We start from the raw sequence: 17,346 nt of genomic DNA, 5'->3' as shown, positions 1-17,346 counted from the left end.
CTCAGCCGAGCGGCCCGGTCTCCTCGTCCTCGTCCTGCTCCGCATCGTGCGCGGCCTCGCGGCTGCCGCGGAAGCTCTTCGCCAGGAGATAGAGCTCCACCGAGCCGTCGCGCGAGGCCGGCGGCTTGACGTGGTGCACGCTCGCAAAGTTCTGCTTGAGCAGCGTCAGCAGGTCCTGCTCCGTGCCCCCCTGGAAGGTCTTGCACAGGAAGTGGCCGCCCGGCTTCAGCGTCTTCACCGCGAAGTCGGCCGCGACCTCGCAGAGATGCATGGTCCTGAGGTGATCGGTGCGGCGGTGCCCGGTGGTCGGCGCCGCCATGTCGGAGAGGACGATGTCGGGGCTGCCGCCGAGCGTCTCGATCAGCCGTCCGGGCGCGGCGTCGTCGAGGAAGTCCATCTCCAGGATCGTCGCGCCGGCGACCGGCTCGACCGCGAGATAGTCGATGCCGACGACGCGAATGTCGCCCTGCCCCGAGCCGGTGCGCTCGACCGCCACCTGGCACCAGCCGCCCGGCGCCGCGCCCAGATCGACGATGCGCTGGCCGGGCTTCAGCAGCTTGTAGCGATCGTCGATCTCGATGAGCTTGTAGGCCGCGCGGGAGCGATAGCCGTCGGCCTTGGCACGTCGCACGTAAGGGTCGTTCAGCTGGCGCTCGAGCCAGCGCCGCGACGAGGCCTTGATGCCCCGCTTCTTCTTGACCCGGACCGTCAGCCCGCGATCGTCGCCCCGCCCGCCGCTCATCGCTGTGCTCCGCCGGTCATGCCGTTGCGCCGCCAGACGCCGTCGGCGACCATCATTTCCGTCAGCAGGCCCTCGCGCAGGCCGCGGTCGGCGACGCGCAGCGTCTTTGCCGGCCACACCCGCCGGATCGCCTGCAGGATGGCGCAACCGGCGAGCACCAGATCCGCCCGGTCCGAGCCGATGCACGGATTGGCGACACGCTCCTCGAAGCTCCAGCCGGCGATCTTGTCGACCAGCGCATCCGCCTCCGCATCGGTCAGCCACAGCCCGTCCACCTGGCGGCGGTCGTAGCGCTCAAGGTTCAGATGAACGCCCGCCAGCGTCGTCACCGTTCCGGACGTACCGAGGAGATGGAAGCGATCGCTGCCGAGGAGCGACTCCAGCCGGTCGCGCCCGGGGAAGGCCTCGATCAGGGACACCGTCTCCGCGACCATGCGCTCGAACACCTCCGGCGTCACCTCGCGGCCGCCATGGCGTTCGGCGAGGGTGACGACGCCGATCGGCAGCGAGGTCCAGGCGACGATCCGGCTGGCGAGGCGCCGCGTCCGGGGCCCCCGGAGGTCGAGCAGGGCGATCTCCGAGGATCCGCCGCCGATGTCGAAGAGGACGGCACCCTGCGCGTCGCGGTCGATCAGCGAGCCGCAGCCGGACACCGCCAGCCGCGCTTCCGTCTCCCGGTTGACGATCTCGAGGTTCAGCCCGGTGACCTCGGCCACCTCCTCGATGAACTCCATCCCGTTGGCAGCCGCGCGGCAGGCCTCGGTCGCGATCAGCCGGGCATGGCTGACATTGCGGGCCGAGAGCTTCTGCGCGCAGATCGACAGGGCCGCGAGCGCGCGATCCATCGCCCCGCGCGAGAGGCTGCCGGTGCGGCCGAGGCCTTCGCCGAGCCGCACGATTCGCGAGAAGGCGTCGATGACGCGGAACTGGCCGGGCCGCGTCGGCACGGCGATCAGCAGCCGGCAATTGTTGGTGCCGAGATCGAGGGCCGCATAGACCGGCGGGCGCGCCGGCGCGGCGGCCTCCGCCGGAGGCGGCGCCTCCGAGGCGCGTGGCGGCGCGGCGAGCCGCTGACCGGCGACGGTCTCCGCCGCAGGTCGCAGCTTGCGCTCGTCGCCGGGATGGCTGCGCTTGGCCTTGCGCGCACCGCGCGGAACGGCCGGAGCCGCCCCCGCTTCCTTCGGCCCCGTCCCCGCCGCTGCGCCGCCGGCCTTCGCCGGCCCGGCCGACGCAGACTTGCCGTCGCCGGAGCGCCGCCGCCGGCGCCGCCGCTGGCGCTTGGTCAGATGCTGGTCGTCCTCCGCGGGCTCGGCGTCCTGCCCGGCGCGCTTCGCACCGGGCCGCAACTGCGCGTCGGCGCGCGATTCGGCGTCACTCCCTCGCGGCGGCCCGGCAGGCCGGCTGTCCGGCGTCTTCGTCATGTCCGGCCGCGGCCATGGGCGGGGCTGCGGCTTGGCCTGCTGCGGCTCTCGGATCAGATGCGACGGCGGACGGATTCTCCCATCGATGTCATACTCACTCACACGATCTCTCCGGCGCCGGCCTGCGACGATGCGCGCGGCGCCTCTCATTTGACGTTGGGTGCGAGTGTAACAGTCCGTCGGAGGAGCACAAGGCCGGGCGGCCGGGCCGGCGCGGGAGGGCAATGCGCGCGAAGGGACCGCAGGCCGGCGGTCTCGCCAGCCGCCCCATGCGCCGGCGATTCGTCAGTGAGCGGAAGCGCGGCGCGAGATTCGGCGGGGCGGCGGGCGAATCTCGCCGGCCGCGAACCGGGCTGTCGATCCCGGCGGACTACCCTTGCGGGCTCGGCTATTCGCAGTCGGAGACGACGATCTTGCAGGAATTGTTACCGCATTCGCGCAGCGCCATCGAGCGCGCGGCCTTTTCCGAGCCGCCCCAGCCGATGCCGTAATAGTCGCGGATCCGGCATAGGCGCCGCACTTGTCGAAGCGCACCGCGACCTTGCAGGACTCGTTGCCCTCGTCGCGGCAGTTCTTCAGGGCCGCCTCACCGGCGGCATCGCGCGTCGAGAACCCGTCGCGGTGCCGTAGCCGACGTCGCCCGCCTTCTGGCCGGCTTCATCGTCGACGGCGATCGCACCGGCGGCAAAGGCCGGCGCCGCCGCAGCAACCGCAAGAATCAGGGACAGGCCGGCAATGCATGGGAGCTTGATTGAATGAGACCTTCTCAGGGAGCACCGGGCACCCTCCCGGCTCTCTCTTTTAGGGCCGGACAGCCGGCAGGCTGAATGTCCTGGCGTCCCGCAAACTTGACCATACGTCCGCCGGCCGTGAGATGCTCAGCGAGTGAACGGAACGGAACACGCGGCATCTGATGCGAGGCTGCGCGACGACCGGGTCGACGGGGCGGCCGAGGTCTCGGCGCGGGTGGAGTGGCAGTCGTCGTGGCCGGGCCGGAACAGCCGAAGGATCAGACCCCGCGCTTTCACTTCGACACGGCGGTGCTCGATCCGTCCGACCGTTTCGAAGCCTACCGCTTTCTCTACGCCGGCGGATCCGACGCATGCGCGATCGGCTTGCACTTCAGCGCCGCGGTCAGCGCCCGGCCGCTGGACGGGATGGTCCTGTTCGAGCGACGCCTGGCTCAGGTCTCGCACGAGCGGACTCCGGCGCGGGTGCGCGGCGACGACTTCGAGCACGTCGTTCTCCAGCTCGTTCTATCGGGCGAGATGCGCGTGGAGACGCCGGGCCGCCGCTTCGTGGTGGCGCCGGGCGAGATCGTCGTCTTCGACATGAACCGGCCGCAGCGCACCGAGATCCAGAACGCCCACACGCTGACCTGCGCGGTGGCCCGGAGCCTTGTCGCGGAGGCGATCGCGACGCTGACCGATCTGCATGGAACGGTGATGCAGGGCTCACGCGCCGGCCTTGTCGCGGACATGATGGTCTCGCTGAACCGGCACGCGGCGAGCCTGTCCGGGGCCGAGATGGCGGCTGCCGTCGGCGCCTTTGCCGAAATCCTGCGCATCGGCCTTCGTGCGACCGGCACAGCCACACCGCCGCCCCCCCTCGATCGGCGCAAGCTGGAGAGAGCCTGTGCCGCTATCGAGCGCCAACTCGCCGATCCCCTGCTCGGCCCGTCGCACATCGCGGCGGAGGCAGAAATATCGAGGTCGCGGCTCTACGAGCTCTTCCAGCCCTTCGGCGGCGTCGCCCGGCAGATCTAGGACCGGCGCCTGATGCGCTTCAAGGCGTTGCTGTGGAACCCGCGCGAGACGCGCAGCGTCAGCGAGCTCGCCTTTGCCGTCGGCTTTGCCAGCGACAGCCATGCGAGCAGGGCGTTCCGCCAGACCTTCGGCCTTTCGCCCGGCCGGTACCGCAAGGAGCTGCAGGTCCGGGCGGATGCGCCCGGGCCGCCGGGCCAGCTGGACGGCGCGCCGCCCTTCTTCTCCTGGGTCAGCGCCCTCATCTGATCGTCTGGACAGACCCAACAGCCGGACTTCGTTCCGGCGAGGGCGGGCGTGCCCGCAGCGCGCGTCAGACCGGCTCCTTGCGCTCCTGCGGCCAGGCGCAATGGAAGCTCTTCACGTGCCATTTCGGATGGTCGCCCGCCCATTGGGCGACGTAGGGCATCGCCAGCATCATGCACTGGGCGAGGCCATTGCCGGCCTGGTAGGTCAGCCGCTCGTCGTGGCACGAGGACGGGTTGGCCAGCATGCACACGGTCAGGATGAGGTCGACCATCTCAGCGTTTCCTCCGCAAATGTGTCGGCGTGCCCACCGCAGCTACGGAGGCGCCGCCTCCGCAGATGCGGAGAAAAGCTAGCGCGAGCTCAGCGACGCGGAACGAGCCGCCGCCGCGACAGTTCGGCCCAGGGGTGGGCGCCGCGGCGCCGCGATCGCGGGCGCCGGCCGCCAGAGCCCGATCAGCCGAGCGGCAGGAAGATCTCGCCGCGGCCGAGAACGGCGGTGTCGCCGCCGAGCCGACGCATCGGGTTGCCGGTGAACGGCACCGCGCCGATCTCGCCTTCGGCAAAGGCCTTCGCCATGATCCTCAGGATCAGGAGGTCCGCGACGCCGTTGTCGAGGAAGGTCGGCGAAAGATGCTCGGCACCGCCGCAGAGGAACAGCGTGCCGCGCTTCATCAGCCGGCCGGGCGTGCCGGCCGCCCGGCCCCCGACGATCAGCGTGCCGGCGATCATCCGGCTGCCGGCGTCGGCCCCCGCATCGCCCATGACGGCGATGGTGCCGCGGCGCAGGCGATCTCCCGCGCGGGCTCCGGCATTGCCGGCGACGCGGATGGCGCCGCCGCTCATGCCGACGGTCTCGCCGTCCAGCGCGCCCCCGAGGCGCTCGCCGGCATCGCCGGCAATCGACAGGAAGCCGCCGCTCATCGACGAGCCGGCATAGGAGCCGGCCGATCCGGTGACGGTGATGCGCCCGCCCCGCATGACGCGGCCGCAGCGGGTGCCGACGTCGCCCTCGACGGTGATGGCGCCGCCCTCTAGCGCCTCGCCGATGCGATCGAAGCGCTCCGAGCCGCCCTCGAAGCGGATGTCCGAGGCGTCGTCGCCGGAGACATCGAAGACGTCGCCGACGCTCACCGCCACCTTCGTCGTGCCGATGGGCAGCGTGGCGATCTCGCGGGCCGACAGCTTCGCCAGCCGCTCCGGCGTCAGGACGGACAGATCGAGCCGCTGTTCGGGCTCGGCCTTCTTGCGAAAGGTGAGGCCGCTCATGGCGCGAGATCCTTCAGATGGAAGTGATGCGGTCCGAGATTGCCGCCGTAATTGCCGGCACCGATCCTGAGCGCCCCCTCCTCAGGCCCGAGGTCGACCGCGGCCTTCAGCCCGACGCGCATGGCGTCGGCAACGGCGTCATAGGTCAGCCCGTCGATGACGATCTCCAGCACCGAGCCGATCTCGGGGCCGAGCGCCGAATTGGTGACGCCCTTCAGCGTCGGGCAATAGGCGTCGTTGGTCGAGGCCATCATGTTCTTGTACTTGCCGCCGACCTTGGAGCCGGAGCGCACGATGCCGCCGGGAAACGGCATGATCGCACCGGAGACCTTGTTCATCGCGGCCACCGCCGCCTCGGCGGCGGCGAGCGCCTGCCGGGAGGTGCGGGCGAGGAACAGGAGATTGCCGCCGCCGACGCCGTCGCCGGTGATCCCGGTCTCAGCCTCGCACAGGAACTCGCCCTCCATCACCGGCATGCGCCAGAAGTGCTTGCCCTCGAACTTCTTCGAGACCTGCCAGCCGTCGGCGAAATAGCGGATGGCGGAGCCGAGATCGATCCGCTCCTCGCCCTCGAGATCGGCGTAGCAGGCCGAGGACGGGCTCGTCAGGATGCATTGGCCGAGCCGCGTGCCGAGCTGCTTGGCAAGACCGTCCTTGGCCATGGAGAAGATCAGGATCCTGACCCCCGGCCGCCCGTCCCTCGTCTCACCGGGGGACAGCACCCGGTCGATGCCGGCCTCGCAGCCGCAGGCGATGACCGAGGTGGCAAAGCCCGTGAAGGAGCGCGCCGCCTCCATGGCCCAGCGCTCGGAGTCGGCGGTGACCTGGATCGCCGTCCCGGTCATCGGAAAGGCCTCGGCGAAGCTGTCGTCGATCGTCACGCCGTTGACGACCATTGGCTCGTTCACGTCCGGCATGGCATCACCTTGAACGGGTTTTCGCGGCCGAGGGCATGGTCGGGCACCTCGAACCAGCGGGACGGCAGCCCGTAGCTCTCGTCGAAATAGCGGTCGAGGCGCTTCACCATCGCCTTGTCCGGCTCGGGCCTCAGCGTCAGCGTGCGGCCGAAGGTGCGCCGCACGACGGCGCCGTCCTTGACCACCAGCTGGCCGTCCTTCAGGACGTAGGCCGCCCGGCCGAACATCTGGGCCTTGTCCTCGCCCGGGCGGTAGACAGCGACGTCGCCGACGGCGCCCTTGCCGAGATGGCCGCGATCGGGCGTCCCGAGCAGCCTCGCCGGCGCCGCACGGGTCATCGTCGCGATCTCCTTGAGCGTATATTCGCGTTCGATCTCCGGCAGGGTCGTCATCTTCACCACCGATTTCGGCAGGGCGTCGAGCCAGCGCTGGCGCACGCCGCGGTCCATCAGCAGCGCGAAGATGTCGGGATAGGTGGTGAAGGGCGCGCCGTTCGGATGGTCGGTGGTGAAGAAGACCCGCGTCGGGTCCTCGATCAGCAGGAACAGCTCCAGCCCGATCGCCCATTGCAGGGCGTTGAAGTAGCTCTTCTGCTTGTATTCCATCGGCACGACGCCGCCGCCATTGCCCTCGTGATCCATGATGATGGACTTCTTCGGGCTCGCCTGGCCGCGGCCGGCGAACTGGCGCAACTCGTCCGAGGAGATCGTCACCGTCGGGCCGAACATCACCTGGCCGATGTCGACGGTGACCTCCCTGGTGGAGTTCACGAGGTCGGCGAGGTGCTGCCCCTGCGAGGAGAACTTGCGGCTGCCTTCGGCGCCGTAGCCGTAGAACTGGATGTGGGCGAGATGCAGCGGCAGGCCTTCGGCGGCCTTGATCGTCGCCTCGATCGAGGCGGCGGAATCGCCGGGAACGCCGAGGTTGTTGCAGTGGACATGCAGCGGATGCGGGATGCCGAGCCGGTTCACCGCGCCCTGCAGCGTCTTGACGATCCGCCGCGAGGAGACGCCGTAGTCCGGCACGACATCGTCGAAGTCGAACTTGCGGACGTTCTCCTTGAAGGCCGCCGAACCGCCGGCATTGATGCATTTGACGCCGAGGGCGCGCGAGTTGGAGACGGTCCAGGCGACGTAGTCCTCGATGGCCGCTTCGCTCTCGCCGTCGCGGATCATCCGCATCAGCAGGTCGTCGTTGCCGAGGACGACCAGCGTCGCCTTGTCGATGATCGGCGTGTCGGCGAGTTCCATGTGGGCATGCAGCGCGCTCTGCGGCGCCATCGCCGGCTCGACGACGGTGGTGAAGCCCATCGCGGCATAGCGCAGGCCCGTCTCCTCCGTCGTCCAGCCGACCTGGCCGAGCGGCGTCAGCGCCGGGCGCGCCTGATGCGCGCGGTGGAACTCCGGCAGGAGCAGGCGCGCGGTGTTCACGTGGCCGCCGGCGATGTGCGAGTGGATGTCGATCGCGCCGGCCATCACGATCAGGCCAGTGCAGTCGATCACCTCGTCCGGCCGCCGCCCCTCGCCGGGAGCCTCGACGACGTGGCCGTCCTCGATGAAGACGTCGCCGACGCCGTCGCGGTCGTTGGCGGGATCGACGACATGGCCGCCCTTCAGCTGCGTCAGCATGACGACGCTCCTTCTCCTCGTTCGCTCGTCATGCCGCGGCACTCGCCTCCGCCGACAGGAGCAGCGCCGAAACGGCATGGAGGACGGCGGCCGCGCTCGGCGCGCCGGAGCCCTCGCCGCTCGCGCTCACCGGCGCGAAGCTGCCGAAGCGGGCATTGAACAGCACGCCGTCATGGTCGCGGCCGGCGGTGCCGACGCCGAAGGCGACCCTGGCCGGCAGTCCGGCCACCACCTCAGCGGAGCCCAGCGCGATGAGCGGCACGCCTCGCGTCCAGTCCGGCAAAGCCGGGCCGGTCGTCGTCAGGGTCGAGATGTCGACGACGAGATCCGCCTCTCCGGACCGGACCAGACGCTCGGCCGCGAAGATCTGCGGATCGTGCTCCGGCTCGCCGCGGCCGAAGGAGACGCGCAGCGGAAAGCCAGTGGACCAGGTCGCGGCGAGCGCGGCGCCATAGGCCTCACCGCCCGGAAAGACCGGCAGCGTCGAAAAGCGCGTCTCGCCATTGAGATCGCCGACGAGGCCGAGCAGCATCTCGGCCGTCAGCTCGTCCATTTCGGTCGCGGCGAAGACCGCACAGCCAAAGCCCGCGCCCTTCAGCCAATCCGCGAGGTCGGCGATCGTCTCGGCAGGCAGCGGTCCCGGACCGAAGCGGTGACCGGCAACGCCCGCACGCAGCATCGCCAGGACATCCGGGATCGCCGCCTCGGCGCATTCGACGATCTCGACCGACGCGGCGCCGGGAAGCGTGGCGCCGGGCTCGCCGCCGAGCCAGACCACCGCACGCCCATGACCGCGCGTCCTGACGCCGAGATCCGGCTCGCTCTTGAGGAGAAATTCCGCCAGGTCCGGATCGCCGGCGAACGGTTCACGTCCGACGAGGAGCACCCGGTCGGCGCGACGCCGCATCTCGGCCGGAGCGCCGAGGAAGGCGCCGCAATCGCGGATCGCCCGGATCGCCGGATAGATCGCCTGCGACGACCGGTGGTCGACCACGGCGCCTGCGATGCGCGCGAGTTCAATCGCCGCCCGGATGGCGGACAGATCCGCCTGAAGTCCTGTGATGACGGGAAGACGGCTGGCACGGACGAGGTTTGCCGCCATGCGGACAGCCTCCCCCTGGGATGCCGGCTGCCCGTCGATCCATGCTGTGTCCACGACGCTACGCTTTCTGTGCCCTGGAGTGGAAATTACAATCTCGGGCGGCGAGGTCAAAGCCCTTCCTCGTCCGCCTCACGATTCCTCGTATCTGATATAGGCGAATCGCGGATCCGCAGGCGTTCCGGACAGCGGCCCCTCCTCCCGGCCCGGCTGCCACATCACCACCTGTTCGATCATCTTCGCGAGGGCGAAGTCCGATTCGGTGATTCCCCCTGCGGCATGATTCATCAGCCGCACCTCGACCGAGGCGTAGGAAACGCCGAGATCCGGATGATGGAAGGCCGCCTCGGCGAGATGGCCGATGGCGTTGACCACCATCAGCGTGCCCTTCCAGCCGTGGGTCCTGTAGGTGCGGCCGATCCGGCCGTCCTCGATCCGCCAGGACGGCAGTTCGGCCGCGAGCCGGGCCGCGACTTCGGCGTCGGAAAACGTCCCTGCGGCCATGGCATTTCTCCCTTGCCCGGATCCCGTCCGCCGCAATAATAGGGTCTGGGCACTTCGATGGCAGGATGAATTTTGACCGACGACGTCGTCACCGTCTCCGCGCCCGCCCGTCTGCATCTGGGTTTTCTCGATCCCGGCGGCAGTCTCGGCCGCCGGTTCGGCGGGATCGGCCTGGCGCTGGATGCGCCGGCGACCCGGATCCGGCTGGCCCGCGCGCCGCGGGATGCCGTGACCGGCCCCGAGGCCGACCGGACCGGACGATATCTTCGCACCATCAGGGACGCGCTCGGGATCGACCGCGCCTATCGGCTGACCGTCGAGGAGACGATCCCCGCCCATGCCGGCCTCGGCTCCGGCACCCAGCTGGCGCTCGCCGTCGCCACGGCCGTGCGGACCCTGGAGCGGCTGCCGCAGGATTTTTCGGGCGACGCCGCCCTGCTCGGGCGCGGCAACCGGTCCGGCCTCGGCGCGGCCTTCCTGACCTCGGGCGGCGTCGCCGTCGACGGCGGCAAGGGCGCCGCCGACCGTCCACCGCCGATCGTCGCGCAGTTGCCCTTCCCGGAGGCCTGGCGCGTCATCCTGGTGCTCGATCGGGAGAGCGAGGGCTTTCACGGCCAGGACGAACTCGACGCCTTCGCGGCGCTGCCGGCGTTTCCCCAGGCCGAAGCGGCGGAGATCTGCCAGCTGGTGCTGCTGAAGGCGCTGCCGGGGCTGGCGGAGGCGGACGTCGCCGCCTTCGGCGAGGCGATCGCCGCGATCCAGGAGCGCGTCGGGGCACATTTCGCGGCGGCACAGGGCGGCGTCTTCACCAGCCCGCGCGTCGCCCGGACCTGCGCGGCGCTGGCGGCGGCCGGAGCCCACGGCATCGGGCAGAGCTCCTGGGGACCGACGGGCTTTGCCTTCGCCGGATCGCAGGCCGAGGCGGCGCGGCTCGTCGCGGCGGTGAGCGCCGAGGCCCGCGGCCTCGACATCCGCATCGTCCGGGGCCGCAATCGCGGCGCCCTGATCGAGCGCCAAACCAGCCACAGATTGACCGTCAACGGCTGAGCCAGGCATTCGGCCGGCTGAGCACAGCACCGTCCGCGCTGCGGACGGAGAGACCAGGACAAGATTTCGGAGGAGACGAGGATGGCCGACAAGAACATTCTGCACATGCTGACGCCGCACAAGCATGTCAGCCCGTTCGACGTGAACATGGCGCTCGACGCCGGCTACGATTCCGTCACGCCCTATGAGGAGGTCGAGCTGGACGAGATCACCGACCTCGTCCAGGACGTCATCTTCTCGCGGCCGCCCCATCTCGGCGTGAAGTCGGCGGTGTTCTTCGGCGGCGACGACGCCGTGCTCGCGCTCGACATGATCGAGGCGGCGAAGAAGGCGCTGGTGCCGCCCTTCGGCTGCAACATCATGGCCGATCCCGCCGGCTCCTTCACCACCGCCGCGGCGATGGTCGCCTGCGTCGAGCGGACGCTGAAGACCAAGAAGCAGCGGCAATTGAAGGACGTCTCCATCGCCGTCTTCGGTGCCACCGGCGTCGTCGGCTACTGCGCCGCGGTGATCGCCGCGATGGAAGGGGCGAGCGTGAAGATTGTCGGCCATGACGGCCGCGAGCGCGTCGCCAAGCGCGCCGAGGAGATGAAGCACCGCTTCGGCGTCGACGTCGAGCCGGTCGACGGATCGAGCGCGGAGAAGAACACCGCGATCGTCGGGGACGTCGAGGTGATCCTCGCGGCGGCGAAGGCCGGCGTGCAGGTGCTCTCCGCCGACCAGCTGAAGGCGGCCTCGAAGCTCCTCGTCGCCGCCGACGTCAACGCCGTGCCGCCGATGGGCCTCGAAGGCATCGACGTGATGGCCGACGAGCAGGAAATTGCGGGGACGCGGGCCCTCGGCATCGGCGCGCTGGCGATCGGCCCGATGAAGTCGAAGACCGAATACGGCCTGCTGAAGCGGATGATCGAGGCCGAGGAGCCGCAGGCGCTCGACTTCCGCGACGCCTTCCAGCTCGCGCGAACGTTGGTCCAGTGACGACGCCCGACCGGCCGGCGATCCTCGCCGCCGCCTTCTCCGCCCGGCAGATCGCCGCGAGCGCGCGGCGGGCGGGGATCGACTGCCTCGCGCTCGACTTCTTCGGCGACATGGATCTCGCCGAAGCCGCGCGGCGCAGCGAGGTGCTGCACGGCCATTATCCCGACGGCTTCGACGCGGGCGCGCTCATCGCGGCGCTGGAACGGCTGGCGGAGGGGGCAGAGCCGCTCGGCTTCGTCTATGGCGCGGGCTTCGAGGACCGTCCGGAACTTCTGGAGGCGATCGGCGAGCGCTGGCCGATCCTCGGCACGGACGCCGCGACGCAGCGGCGGCTGAAGGACCCGTCAACCTTCGCGGGCCTGTGTGCCGCCGCCGGCGTCGCGCATCCGCCGATCCGGCGCGAGGTGCCGCCGGACCCGGAGAACTGGCTGTCGAAGAAGATCGGCGGTGCCGGCGGCAGCCATGTGCTCTTCGGGACGGCCGCGCCCGAGCCGGACCGCTACTACCAGCGCTTCGTCGCCGGACCGCGGGTCTCCGCCGCCTTCGTCGCGGCGGGCGGACGCCACGTCACGCTCGGCTTCACCCGGCAGTGGACCGATCCCTCCGCGGCCGAGCCCTTTCGCTATGGTGGTGCCGTCGGTCCGCTGGCTGCCGGCGACGTGCCGATGGCGGAGGCGATGGAGGCGGCGCTCGCCGCGATGCTGCGGGAGATCCCGCTCGCCGGGATCGGCAGCGCCGATTTCGTCTTGGCGGAGAACGGCCCGGTTCTCCTGGAAATCAACGCGCGCGCCGGCGCGACGCTCGACGTCTTCGACAGCGACCGTCAGCCGATTCTGGCACTGCACCTCGACGCCTGCCGGGGCGTTCTGCCGGACCGGGTGTTCTACCCCGGTGAAGTGCGGGCGAGCGGCCTCGCCTGGGCGGACACCGATCTGACCCTCCCCGCCGGCTTCGTCTGGCCGGACTGGACGCGCGACCGCACGGCGCCGCCGGCCGCCTTCGTCGCCGGCCAGCCGCTCTGCACAGTGGTCGCGGAGGCCAGGGATGCAGCAACCGCGGAAGCGTCTTTCAGGAAGCGGGTCGCGGAGATCAAAACCACTCTGGGAAGGAAAGCGGCATGAGCCAGTCACGCGTGCTGTCGGTGAATGCGGGGGTGCTTCCCCTCGTTGAGGAAATGCGCCTGCGGGCGGACGAACTGCGCGTCGCCGTCTCGCAAGGGGCGGCCGGCGAGACGGTGATCGACGCCGGCGCCGGCGTGCCCGGCTCGATCGAGGCCGGCCGGCTGATGACGGCGATCTGCCTCGGCGGGCTCGGCACCGTCGAGGTCGGCTCGGCGCCCTATCTCGCCCGCTGGCCCTTCACGCTGACCGTGCGCACGTCCAACCCCGTCGTCGCCTGCCTCGGCAGCCAGTATGCCGGTTGGCAGCTGACCGCCGGCGAAGGCGAGAGCAGCTACTTCTCCATGGGCTCCGGCCCGGCCCGGGCGCTCGCCGGCAAGGAGGCGCTGTTCAAGGACATCGCCTATGCCGACCGGAGCGACCACGCGACGATCGTGCTCGAAGCCGCCAGCCCGCCGCCGGAGGAGCTCGTGCGCCGCATCGCCGCCGACTGCGACGTCGCGCCGGAGAACCTCACCATCGTCTTCGCCCCCACCCAGTCGCTCGCGGGCTCTATCCAGATCGTCGGTCGCGTCGTCGAGGTCGCGCTGCACAAGGCGCACGAGCTGCATTTCGACCTCTCGCGCATCGTCGAGGGAATGGGCACGGCGCCGCTGAGCCCCCCGCATCCCGATTTCATCACCGCGATGGGCCGCACCAACGACGCGGTGATCTACGGCGGCCGGATCATCCTCCACGTCACCGGCCCCGCCGCGCAGGCCAAGGCGCTGGCGGAGAAGCTGCCGAGCTCGAACTCCAACGACTACGGCCGGCCGTTCGCGGAGGTGTTCCGGCAGTACGAGGGAGACTTCTACAAGATCGACCCGATGCTGTTCTCGCCCGCCGAGGTGCAGGTCGTCTCGCTGGAATCCGGCGAGACCTTCCGGGGCGGCGCCGTCGATCCGAAGCTCGTCGACGCCTCCTTCGACTGATCCGCCATGCAGCCCGCACCACGCATCCTGCTGATCACCGCGGGCATCGACCGCCATGCCCGGGAGATGCTGGCGGCGTTCCGCGCCAAAGGCGCCGACGTCCATGCCATGGGCCTCGCGGAGATCGGTTTCGACACCGCCTCCCCGACGGGCCTTCTCATCCCGCATGTCGAGGGCGTGCTGCCGGACGCGGTCTGCGTGCGCACCATGGACGGCGGCAGCTTCGAGGCGGTGACGCGGCGGCTCGGTCTCCTGCATGCGCTGGAGCGGCTGGGGGTGCTCGTCTCCAACGACGCCCGCGCCATCGAGAACTGTGTCGACAAGTCGATGACGAGCTTCCTCCTCGCCCGGGCCGGACTGCCGAGCCCGCGCAGCTATGCCGTGGAATCGCGCCGGGAGGCCGAGCGCATCGTCGCGGCCGAACGGCGCCCGCTGGTGCTGAAGCCGCTGTTCGGCGCGCAGGGCAAGGGCCTGAAGCTGATCGGCACCGCCGACGACCTTCCGCCGCACGAGGCGGTCGCCGGCGGCGTCTACTACCTGCAGCGCTTCGCCGGCTTCGCCGCGTCCGGCCGCTGGACGGACTACCGGATCCTGGTCTCGTCGGGCCGCGTCGTCGCCGCCATGCGGCGCGAGGCGACCAACTGGATCACCAATATCAAGCAAGGCGCGACGGCGCTGCCGATGACGCCGGACGCGGAAATGGAAGCGCTGGCGGTCGCCGCGGCCGCGGCGGTCGGCGGCGACTTCTGCGGCGTCGACCTGTTGCGCGATCCGGACGGGGCGGCGCAGGTGATCGAGGTGAACTCGATGCCGGCCTGGACCGGCCTCAAGAAGGCGACCGGCAAGGACATCGCGGCCATCCGCACCGGCGATCTCCTCGCGCGGCTGGAGGCCCGGCGGACGGCAGCGCATGCCGGGCCGCTGCCGGTCTCGGCTTGAGCCGGTCCCGCGACGCCGTCTCCGCCGCCTTCGTCGCGGCCTGCCGGGCCGAGCTCGACGTCGTGAAGCCCGGCAACGTCCATCGCTTCGCCGCAGGACACGGCATGGACGTTGCGCTGTTCGAGGCGAGCGCGGTCGCCGCGGCACCGCACATCGCCGATCCCAACATACCGGTGGGTACCCGCATCCTCAGAGCCACCGAGGCGAGCTGGGCAGCTGTCGGCCTGAACACCAATCTCGGCATCGTCCTCCTTTGCGCGCCGCTCGCAGCGGCCGCCGAGCACGCCGCGGCCAAGGGTCTTCCGATCGGCCCGGCGCGGCTCCACGAAGCCGTCCGCGCGGTGCTGAGCGGCCTCGGGCCGACCGACGCCCGCGATGCCTTCGCGGCGATCGCACGCGCATCGCCGGGCGGCCTCGGCGATGCCGATGAGCACGATGTCCGCCAGCCCCCGGCGATCGGCCTCGTCGGGGCGATGCGACTTGCCGCGGGCCGCGACCTCGTCGCCCGGCAGTACAGCGACGGCTTCGCGGAAATCTTCGGTGTCGGATTGCCTGCGCTCGATTCGGGCGCCCGCCTGCCTGAGCGGCCCGAGGGTCTCGGACCGGCGCTCGACTGCTTCCTGGAATTCGCGACCCGCTTCCCCGACAGCCACATCGGTCGAAAGTACGGGCCCGACGTCGCCGAAGCCGTACGCCGGGAGTTCATGCAATTTGCCAAGCGCCTGAAGATGAAGGGTAATTCTCCCGAGGCCGCGACGCTCGCGCTCAACTTCGACGGCGAGTTGAAGCGCCGGAGAATCAATCCCGGGACGTCCGCCGATCTCACCGTCGCATCGCTGTTTTCCAAACAGCTTGCGGAACATGTTGGGGGATGATTGACTGTCGCACGTCGGGGTCCATGTGGCCCCGAAGCTATCTGGCTAACCGGTCCCACCAGGACGCCGCCAACAAGGATAGCCGTGAGCCGGGCGTGAGGCCCGGCGGCCGGGAGGGAGGTCGATCGATGCTTACGCGCGCAGCGCGCTCGGGCTGGACTCCTTCCAGGTTCGGAAGTTCTTCAACCGGACCGGCGCAAACGCCGGGCCAGTCCTAGCAACGTTTGGAGGAATTGCTCATGGCAACCATCAACAAGGTGATGGTCGGCGAGTCGCTCGTCGGCGAAGGCAACGAAGTTGCCCACATCGACCTGATCATCGGACCGCGCGGCTCGGCGGCCGAGGCGGCGTTCTGCAACTCGCTGACCAACAACAAGGACGGCTTCACGACGCTCCTCGCGGTCGTCGCGCCGAACCTGCCCTGCAAGCCGAACACGGTGATGTTCAACAAGGTCACCATCAAGGGCGCCAAGCAGGCCGTCCAGATGTTCGGCCCGGCCCAGACCGCCGTCGCGCGCGCCGTCGCCGACTCGGTCGAGAAGGGCATCATCCCGGCTGCCGAGGCCGACGACCTGTTCATCTGCGTCGGCGTCTTCATCCACTGGGAAGCCGAGGACGACGCGAAGATCCGCGACTACAACTACCAGGCCACGATGGAATCCATCGAGCGCGCCATCAAGGGCACGCCGACGGCCCAGGAAGTCGTTCAGAAGAAGGGCTCCGCGGCTCACCCGTTCGCCGGCGCCTAGACAAGGAACCATCCCGGGGAAGACGAAAAGCCGGCGATGCCTGCCGGCCTTCTCCGGCGATTGGCCGCCAAGTTTGGGTTCCAATAGGGATCCACGTTTTCCCGCGGGAGAACGGACGCGGAAAAGGGGCCGGTGCGGCCCCTTTTTCATGCGTGGTCGTCCAGTGCAGAACGCATCTTCGGGCAATTCCTTCGCGTCCGCCATCGGATGATGCCCCCGGCGCCGCGAGACCTCCTGGCGCCGATGGCCCTCGGCGCGAACCGCCAGTCTCAGCCCCCTGAGCCCCGGGCCAGCACCTCGCGTCCGAGCCGGCCGTCGTGGAGGGCCGTCGCGACCAGGGCTCCGGCCATGCCGCCGGTGGAAAGCCTCGCGAGGTCCTCCGGCCCGCGCACGCCGCCCGCGGCAAAGACCTCGCGCGCACCCGCCATCGCCTTGACCTCGCGCAGCCGGTCCATGTCCGGCCCTGCGCCGCTGCCGACTTTCGCCAGCGTCATGACGATCACGCGCTGCGGCCAGAGGGAGGCATCGGCTGCGAGTTCCGGCGGCCCAAGGAACGCGTCGCCACGAAAGTCGAGCGAGAGGACGACCTCCGGATTGTCCCGGCACCCGGCGACGACATCGGACCCCGACACCGATTCCGTGCCGATCACGACCGCGCTTTGCGGCAGGGCGGCGACCGCCTGCACGTCCGCGGCGGTGCGCACGCCGGCATCCACCCAGAAGCGCTTTCCCGGGAACGCCTCTGCCAGGGCGGCGACCACCGCGGCGTCCGGCGGCGCCCTGCCCTCGATCGCGTCGAGATCGGCGATGTAGAAGGCGGGAAAATCCGCCAGCGTCGCCAGTCCCCTCGCCACCGCGACCGGCTCCGGCCCGGCACTGAGCGGCGTCTCGATCGGGCGGTACTCGGCGCGGTTTCCCATGACGCCGCGCACCACCAGGCCGCCCTTGATGTCGAGTACCGGGATGATCTGCATGAGGTGTTCTCGCGCCGTTCCGATTTTCGATGCTATAGGACTTCCCCTAGACGATCGACGCGGCGAGCGGGAGAGCGCTTGCCGCCGGAGCCGGTGGGCGGGGAGC

The 17,346-nt window shown here is 70.2% G+C and carries 18 protein-coding genes and 1 pseudogene; 9 read left to right on the top strand and 10 right to left on the bottom strand.

Going from position 1 to position 17,346, the window contains the following annotated elements:
- Nucleotide 1: 1 nt before the first annotated feature.
- From AB5S17_RS09720 to AB5S17_RS09710, 3 genes and pseudogenes are all read right to left on the bottom strand, one after another.
- Nucleotides 2–742, bottom strand: a complete 741-nt coding sequence (locus AB5S17_RS09720; RefSeq protein ID WP_369238678.1) for an RlmE family RNA methyltransferase — start codon at nucleotides 740–742, stop codon at nucleotides 2–4.
- On the bottom strand, nucleotides 739–2,163 hold the full coding sequence (locus tag AB5S17_RS09715; RefSeq protein ID WP_369238676.1) for a Ppx/GppA phosphatase family protein: 1,425 nt from the start codon (nucleotides 2,161–2,163) through the stop codon (nucleotides 739–741). Before AB5S17_RS09715 ends, AB5S17_RS09720 begins: the two co-directional genes overlap by 4 nt.
- Nucleotides 2,164–2,551: 388 nt before the next feature.
- Nucleotides 2,552–2,742 (bottom strand): annotated as a pseudogene (locus AB5S17_RS09710) (DUF4189 domain-containing protein).
- Nucleotides 2,743–3,134: 392 nt separating this feature from the next.
- On the opposite strand from AB5S17_RS09710, the gene AB5S17_RS09705 reads away from it, so the two are divergent.
- Nucleotides 3,135–3,929, top strand: a complete 795-nt coding sequence (locus tag AB5S17_RS09705; protein ID WP_369238674.1) for a hypothetical protein — start codon at nucleotides 3,135–3,137, stop codon at nucleotides 3,927–3,929.
- 12 nt (nucleotides 3,930–3,941) lie between these two features.
- Complete coding sequence (locus AB5S17_RS09700; RefSeq protein ID WP_369238672.1) at nucleotides 3,942–4,175, top strand: helix-turn-helix domain-containing protein; 234 nt, start codon at nucleotides 3,942–3,944, stop codon at nucleotides 4,173–4,175.
- A gap of 64 nt (nucleotides 4,176–4,239) precedes the next feature.
- On the opposite strand, the gene AB5S17_RS09695 is transcribed toward AB5S17_RS09700, so the two are convergent.
- The 6 genes from AB5S17_RS09695 to AB5S17_RS09670 all read right to left on the bottom strand — a co-directional run bounded on the left by AB5S17_RS09695 (nucleotide 4,240) and on the right by AB5S17_RS09670 (nucleotide 9,589).
- Nucleotides 4,240–4,446, bottom strand: a complete 207-nt coding sequence (locus tag AB5S17_RS09695) for a hypothetical protein (RefSeq protein WP_369238670.1) — start codon at nucleotides 4,444–4,446, stop codon at nucleotides 4,240–4,242.
- Nucleotides 4,447–4,628: 182 nt separating this feature from the next.
- Nucleotides 4,629–5,441: a formylmethanofuran dehydrogenase subunit C gene (locus AB5S17_RS09690; RefSeq protein WP_369238668.1), complete on the bottom strand. Its 813-nt coding sequence runs from the start codon at nucleotides 5,439–5,441 to the stop codon at nucleotides 4,629–4,631.
- Nucleotides 5,438–6,358, bottom strand: a complete 921-nt coding sequence (fhcD, locus tag AB5S17_RS09685; RefSeq protein ID WP_369238666.1) for a formylmethanofuran--tetrahydromethanopterin N-formyltransferase — start codon at nucleotides 6,356–6,358, stop codon at nucleotides 5,438–5,440. The genes AB5S17_RS09690 and fhcD overlap by 4 nt, the downstream gene beginning before the upstream one ends.
- Nucleotides 6,346–7,986, bottom strand: a complete 1,641-nt coding sequence (locus AB5S17_RS09680) for a formylmethanofuran dehydrogenase subunit A (RefSeq protein WP_369238664.1) — start codon at nucleotides 7,984–7,986, stop codon at nucleotides 6,346–6,348. The genes fhcD and AB5S17_RS09680 overlap by 13 nt, the downstream gene beginning before the upstream one ends.
- A gap of 28 nt (nucleotides 7,987–8,014) precedes the next feature.
- Nucleotides 8,015–9,088 carry a hypothetical protein gene (locus AB5S17_RS09675; protein ID WP_369238662.1) on the bottom strand — a complete coding sequence of 358 codons (1,074 nt, stop codon included), beginning with the start codon at nucleotides 9,086–9,088 and terminating at the stop codon, nucleotides 8,015–8,017.
- A 129-nt stretch (nucleotides 9,089–9,217) separates the two neighbouring features.
- Nucleotides 9,218–9,589, bottom strand: coding sequence for a 4a-hydroxytetrahydrobiopterin dehydratase (locus AB5S17_RS09670; protein ID WP_369238660.1), 372 nt, complete (start codon nucleotides 9,587–9,589; stop codon nucleotides 9,218–9,220).
- Nucleotides 9,590–9,661: 72 nt separating this feature from the next.
- Between AB5S17_RS09670 and AB5S17_RS09665 the strand changes: the two genes are divergently transcribed.
- From AB5S17_RS09665 to fae, 7 genes are all read left to right on the top strand, one after another.
- Nucleotides 9,662–10,636, top strand: a complete 975-nt coding sequence (locus AB5S17_RS09665; protein WP_369238658.1) for a beta-ribofuranosylaminobenzene 5'-phosphate synthase family protein — start codon at nucleotides 9,662–9,664, stop codon at nucleotides 10,634–10,636.
- Nucleotides 10,637–10,717: 81 nt separating this feature from the next.
- A complete protein-coding gene (locus AB5S17_RS09660; RefSeq protein ID WP_369238656.1) occupies nucleotides 10,718–11,614 on the top strand; it encodes an NAD(P)-dependent methylenetetrahydromethanopterin dehydrogenase in 897 nt (298 codons plus the stop codon).
- Nucleotides 11,611–12,735, top strand: a complete 1,125-nt coding sequence (locus AB5S17_RS09655; protein WP_369238654.1) for an ATP-grasp domain-containing protein — start codon at nucleotides 11,611–11,613, stop codon at nucleotides 12,733–12,735. Before AB5S17_RS09660 ends, AB5S17_RS09655 begins: the two co-directional genes overlap by 4 nt.
- A complete protein-coding gene (mch, locus tag AB5S17_RS09650; protein WP_369238652.1) occupies nucleotides 12,732–13,703 on the top strand; it encodes a methenyltetrahydromethanopterin cyclohydrolase in 972 nt (323 codons plus the stop codon). Before AB5S17_RS09655 ends, mch begins: the two co-directional genes overlap by 4 nt.
- A gap of 6 nt (nucleotides 13,704–13,709) precedes the next feature.
- On the top strand, nucleotides 13,710–14,642 hold the full coding sequence (locus tag AB5S17_RS09645; RefSeq protein ID WP_369238650.1) for a RimK family alpha-L-glutamate ligase: 933 nt from the start codon (nucleotides 13,710–13,712) through the stop codon (nucleotides 14,640–14,642).
- A complete protein-coding gene (locus AB5S17_RS09640) occupies nucleotides 14,639–15,517 on the top strand; it encodes a triphosphoribosyl-dephospho-CoA synthase (protein ID WP_369238648.1) in 879 nt (292 codons plus the stop codon). The genes AB5S17_RS09645 and AB5S17_RS09640 overlap by 4 nt, the downstream gene beginning before the upstream one ends.
- 239 nt (nucleotides 15,518–15,756) lie before the next feature.
- Complete coding sequence (gene fae, locus AB5S17_RS09635; protein ID WP_369238646.1) at nucleotides 15,757–16,266, top strand: formaldehyde-activating enzyme; 510 nt, start codon at nucleotides 15,757–15,759, stop codon at nucleotides 16,264–16,266.
- A gap of 269 nt (nucleotides 16,267–16,535) precedes the next feature.
- On the opposite strand, the gene AB5S17_RS09630 is transcribed toward fae, so the two are convergent.
- The gene (locus AB5S17_RS09630) at nucleotides 16,536–17,240 is read right to left on the bottom strand and encodes a HisA/HisF-related TIM barrel protein (protein ID WP_369238644.1); all 705 of its coding nucleotides are present in this window, start codon (nucleotides 17,238–17,240) and stop codon (nucleotides 16,536–16,538) included.
- Nucleotides 17,241–17,346 lie beyond the last annotated feature (106 nt).

Source organism: Jiella sp. M17.18, assembly GCF_041027365.1.
GTDB lineage: Bacteria > Pseudomonadota > Alphaproteobacteria > Rhizobiales > Rhizobiaceae > VKMB-3413.
Note: the sequence above shows the minus strand (reverse complement) of the source record. Positions and strands in the feature narration are given on the sequence as shown.

Bases quoted from the DNA above. Each gene is read 5' to 3' on its own strand.
- AB5S17_RS09720 (WP_369238678.1), bottom strand. From the start codon at position 742: ATGAGCGGCGGGCGGGGCGACGATCGCGGGCTGACGGTCCGGGTCAAG.
- AB5S17_RS09715 (WP_369238676.1), bottom strand. From the start codon at position 2,163: ATGACGAAGACGCCGGACAGCCGGCCTGCCGGGCCGCCGCGAGGGAGT.
- AB5S17_RS09700 (WP_369238672.1), top strand. From the start codon at position 3,942: ATGCGCTTCAAGGCGTTGCTGTGGAACCCGCGCGAGACGCGCAGCGTC.
- AB5S17_RS09695 (WP_369238670.1), bottom strand. From the start codon at position 4,446: ATGGTCGACCTCATCCTGACCGTGTGCATGCTGGCCAACCCGTCCTCG.
- AB5S17_RS09690 (WP_369238668.1), bottom strand. From the start codon at position 5,441: ATGAGCGGCCTCACCTTTCGCAAGAAGGCCGAGCCCGAACAGCGGCTC.
- fhcD (WP_369238666.1), bottom strand. From the start codon at position 6,358: ATGCCGGACGTGAACGAGCCAATGGTCGTCAACGGCGTGACGATCGAC.
- AB5S17_RS09680 (WP_369238664.1), bottom strand. From the start codon at position 7,986: ATGCTGACGCAGCTGAAGGGCGGCCATGTCGTCGATCCCGCCAACGAC.
- AB5S17_RS09675 (WP_369238662.1), bottom strand. From the start codon at position 9,088: ATGGCGGCAAACCTCGTCCGTGCCAGCCGTCTTCCCGTCATCACAGGA.
- AB5S17_RS09670 (WP_369238660.1), bottom strand. From the start codon at position 9,589: ATGGCCGCAGGGACGTTTTCCGACGCCGAAGTCGCGGCCCGGCTCGCG.
- AB5S17_RS09660 (WP_369238656.1), top strand. From the start codon at position 10,718: ATGGCCGACAAGAACATTCTGCACATGCTGACGCCGCACAAGCATGTC.
- mch (WP_369238652.1), top strand. From the start codon at position 12,732: ATGAGCCAGTCACGCGTGCTGTCGGTGAATGCGGGGGTGCTTCCCCTC.
- AB5S17_RS09645 (WP_369238650.1), top strand. From the start codon at position 13,710: ATGCAGCCCGCACCACGCATCCTGCTGATCACCGCGGGCATCGACCGC.
- fae (WP_369238646.1), top strand. From the start codon at position 15,757: ATGGCAACCATCAACAAGGTGATGGTCGGCGAGTCGCTCGTCGGCGAA.
- AB5S17_RS09630 (WP_369238644.1), bottom strand. From the start codon at position 17,240: ATGCAGATCATCCCGGTACTCGACATCAAGGGCGGCCTGGTGGTGCGC.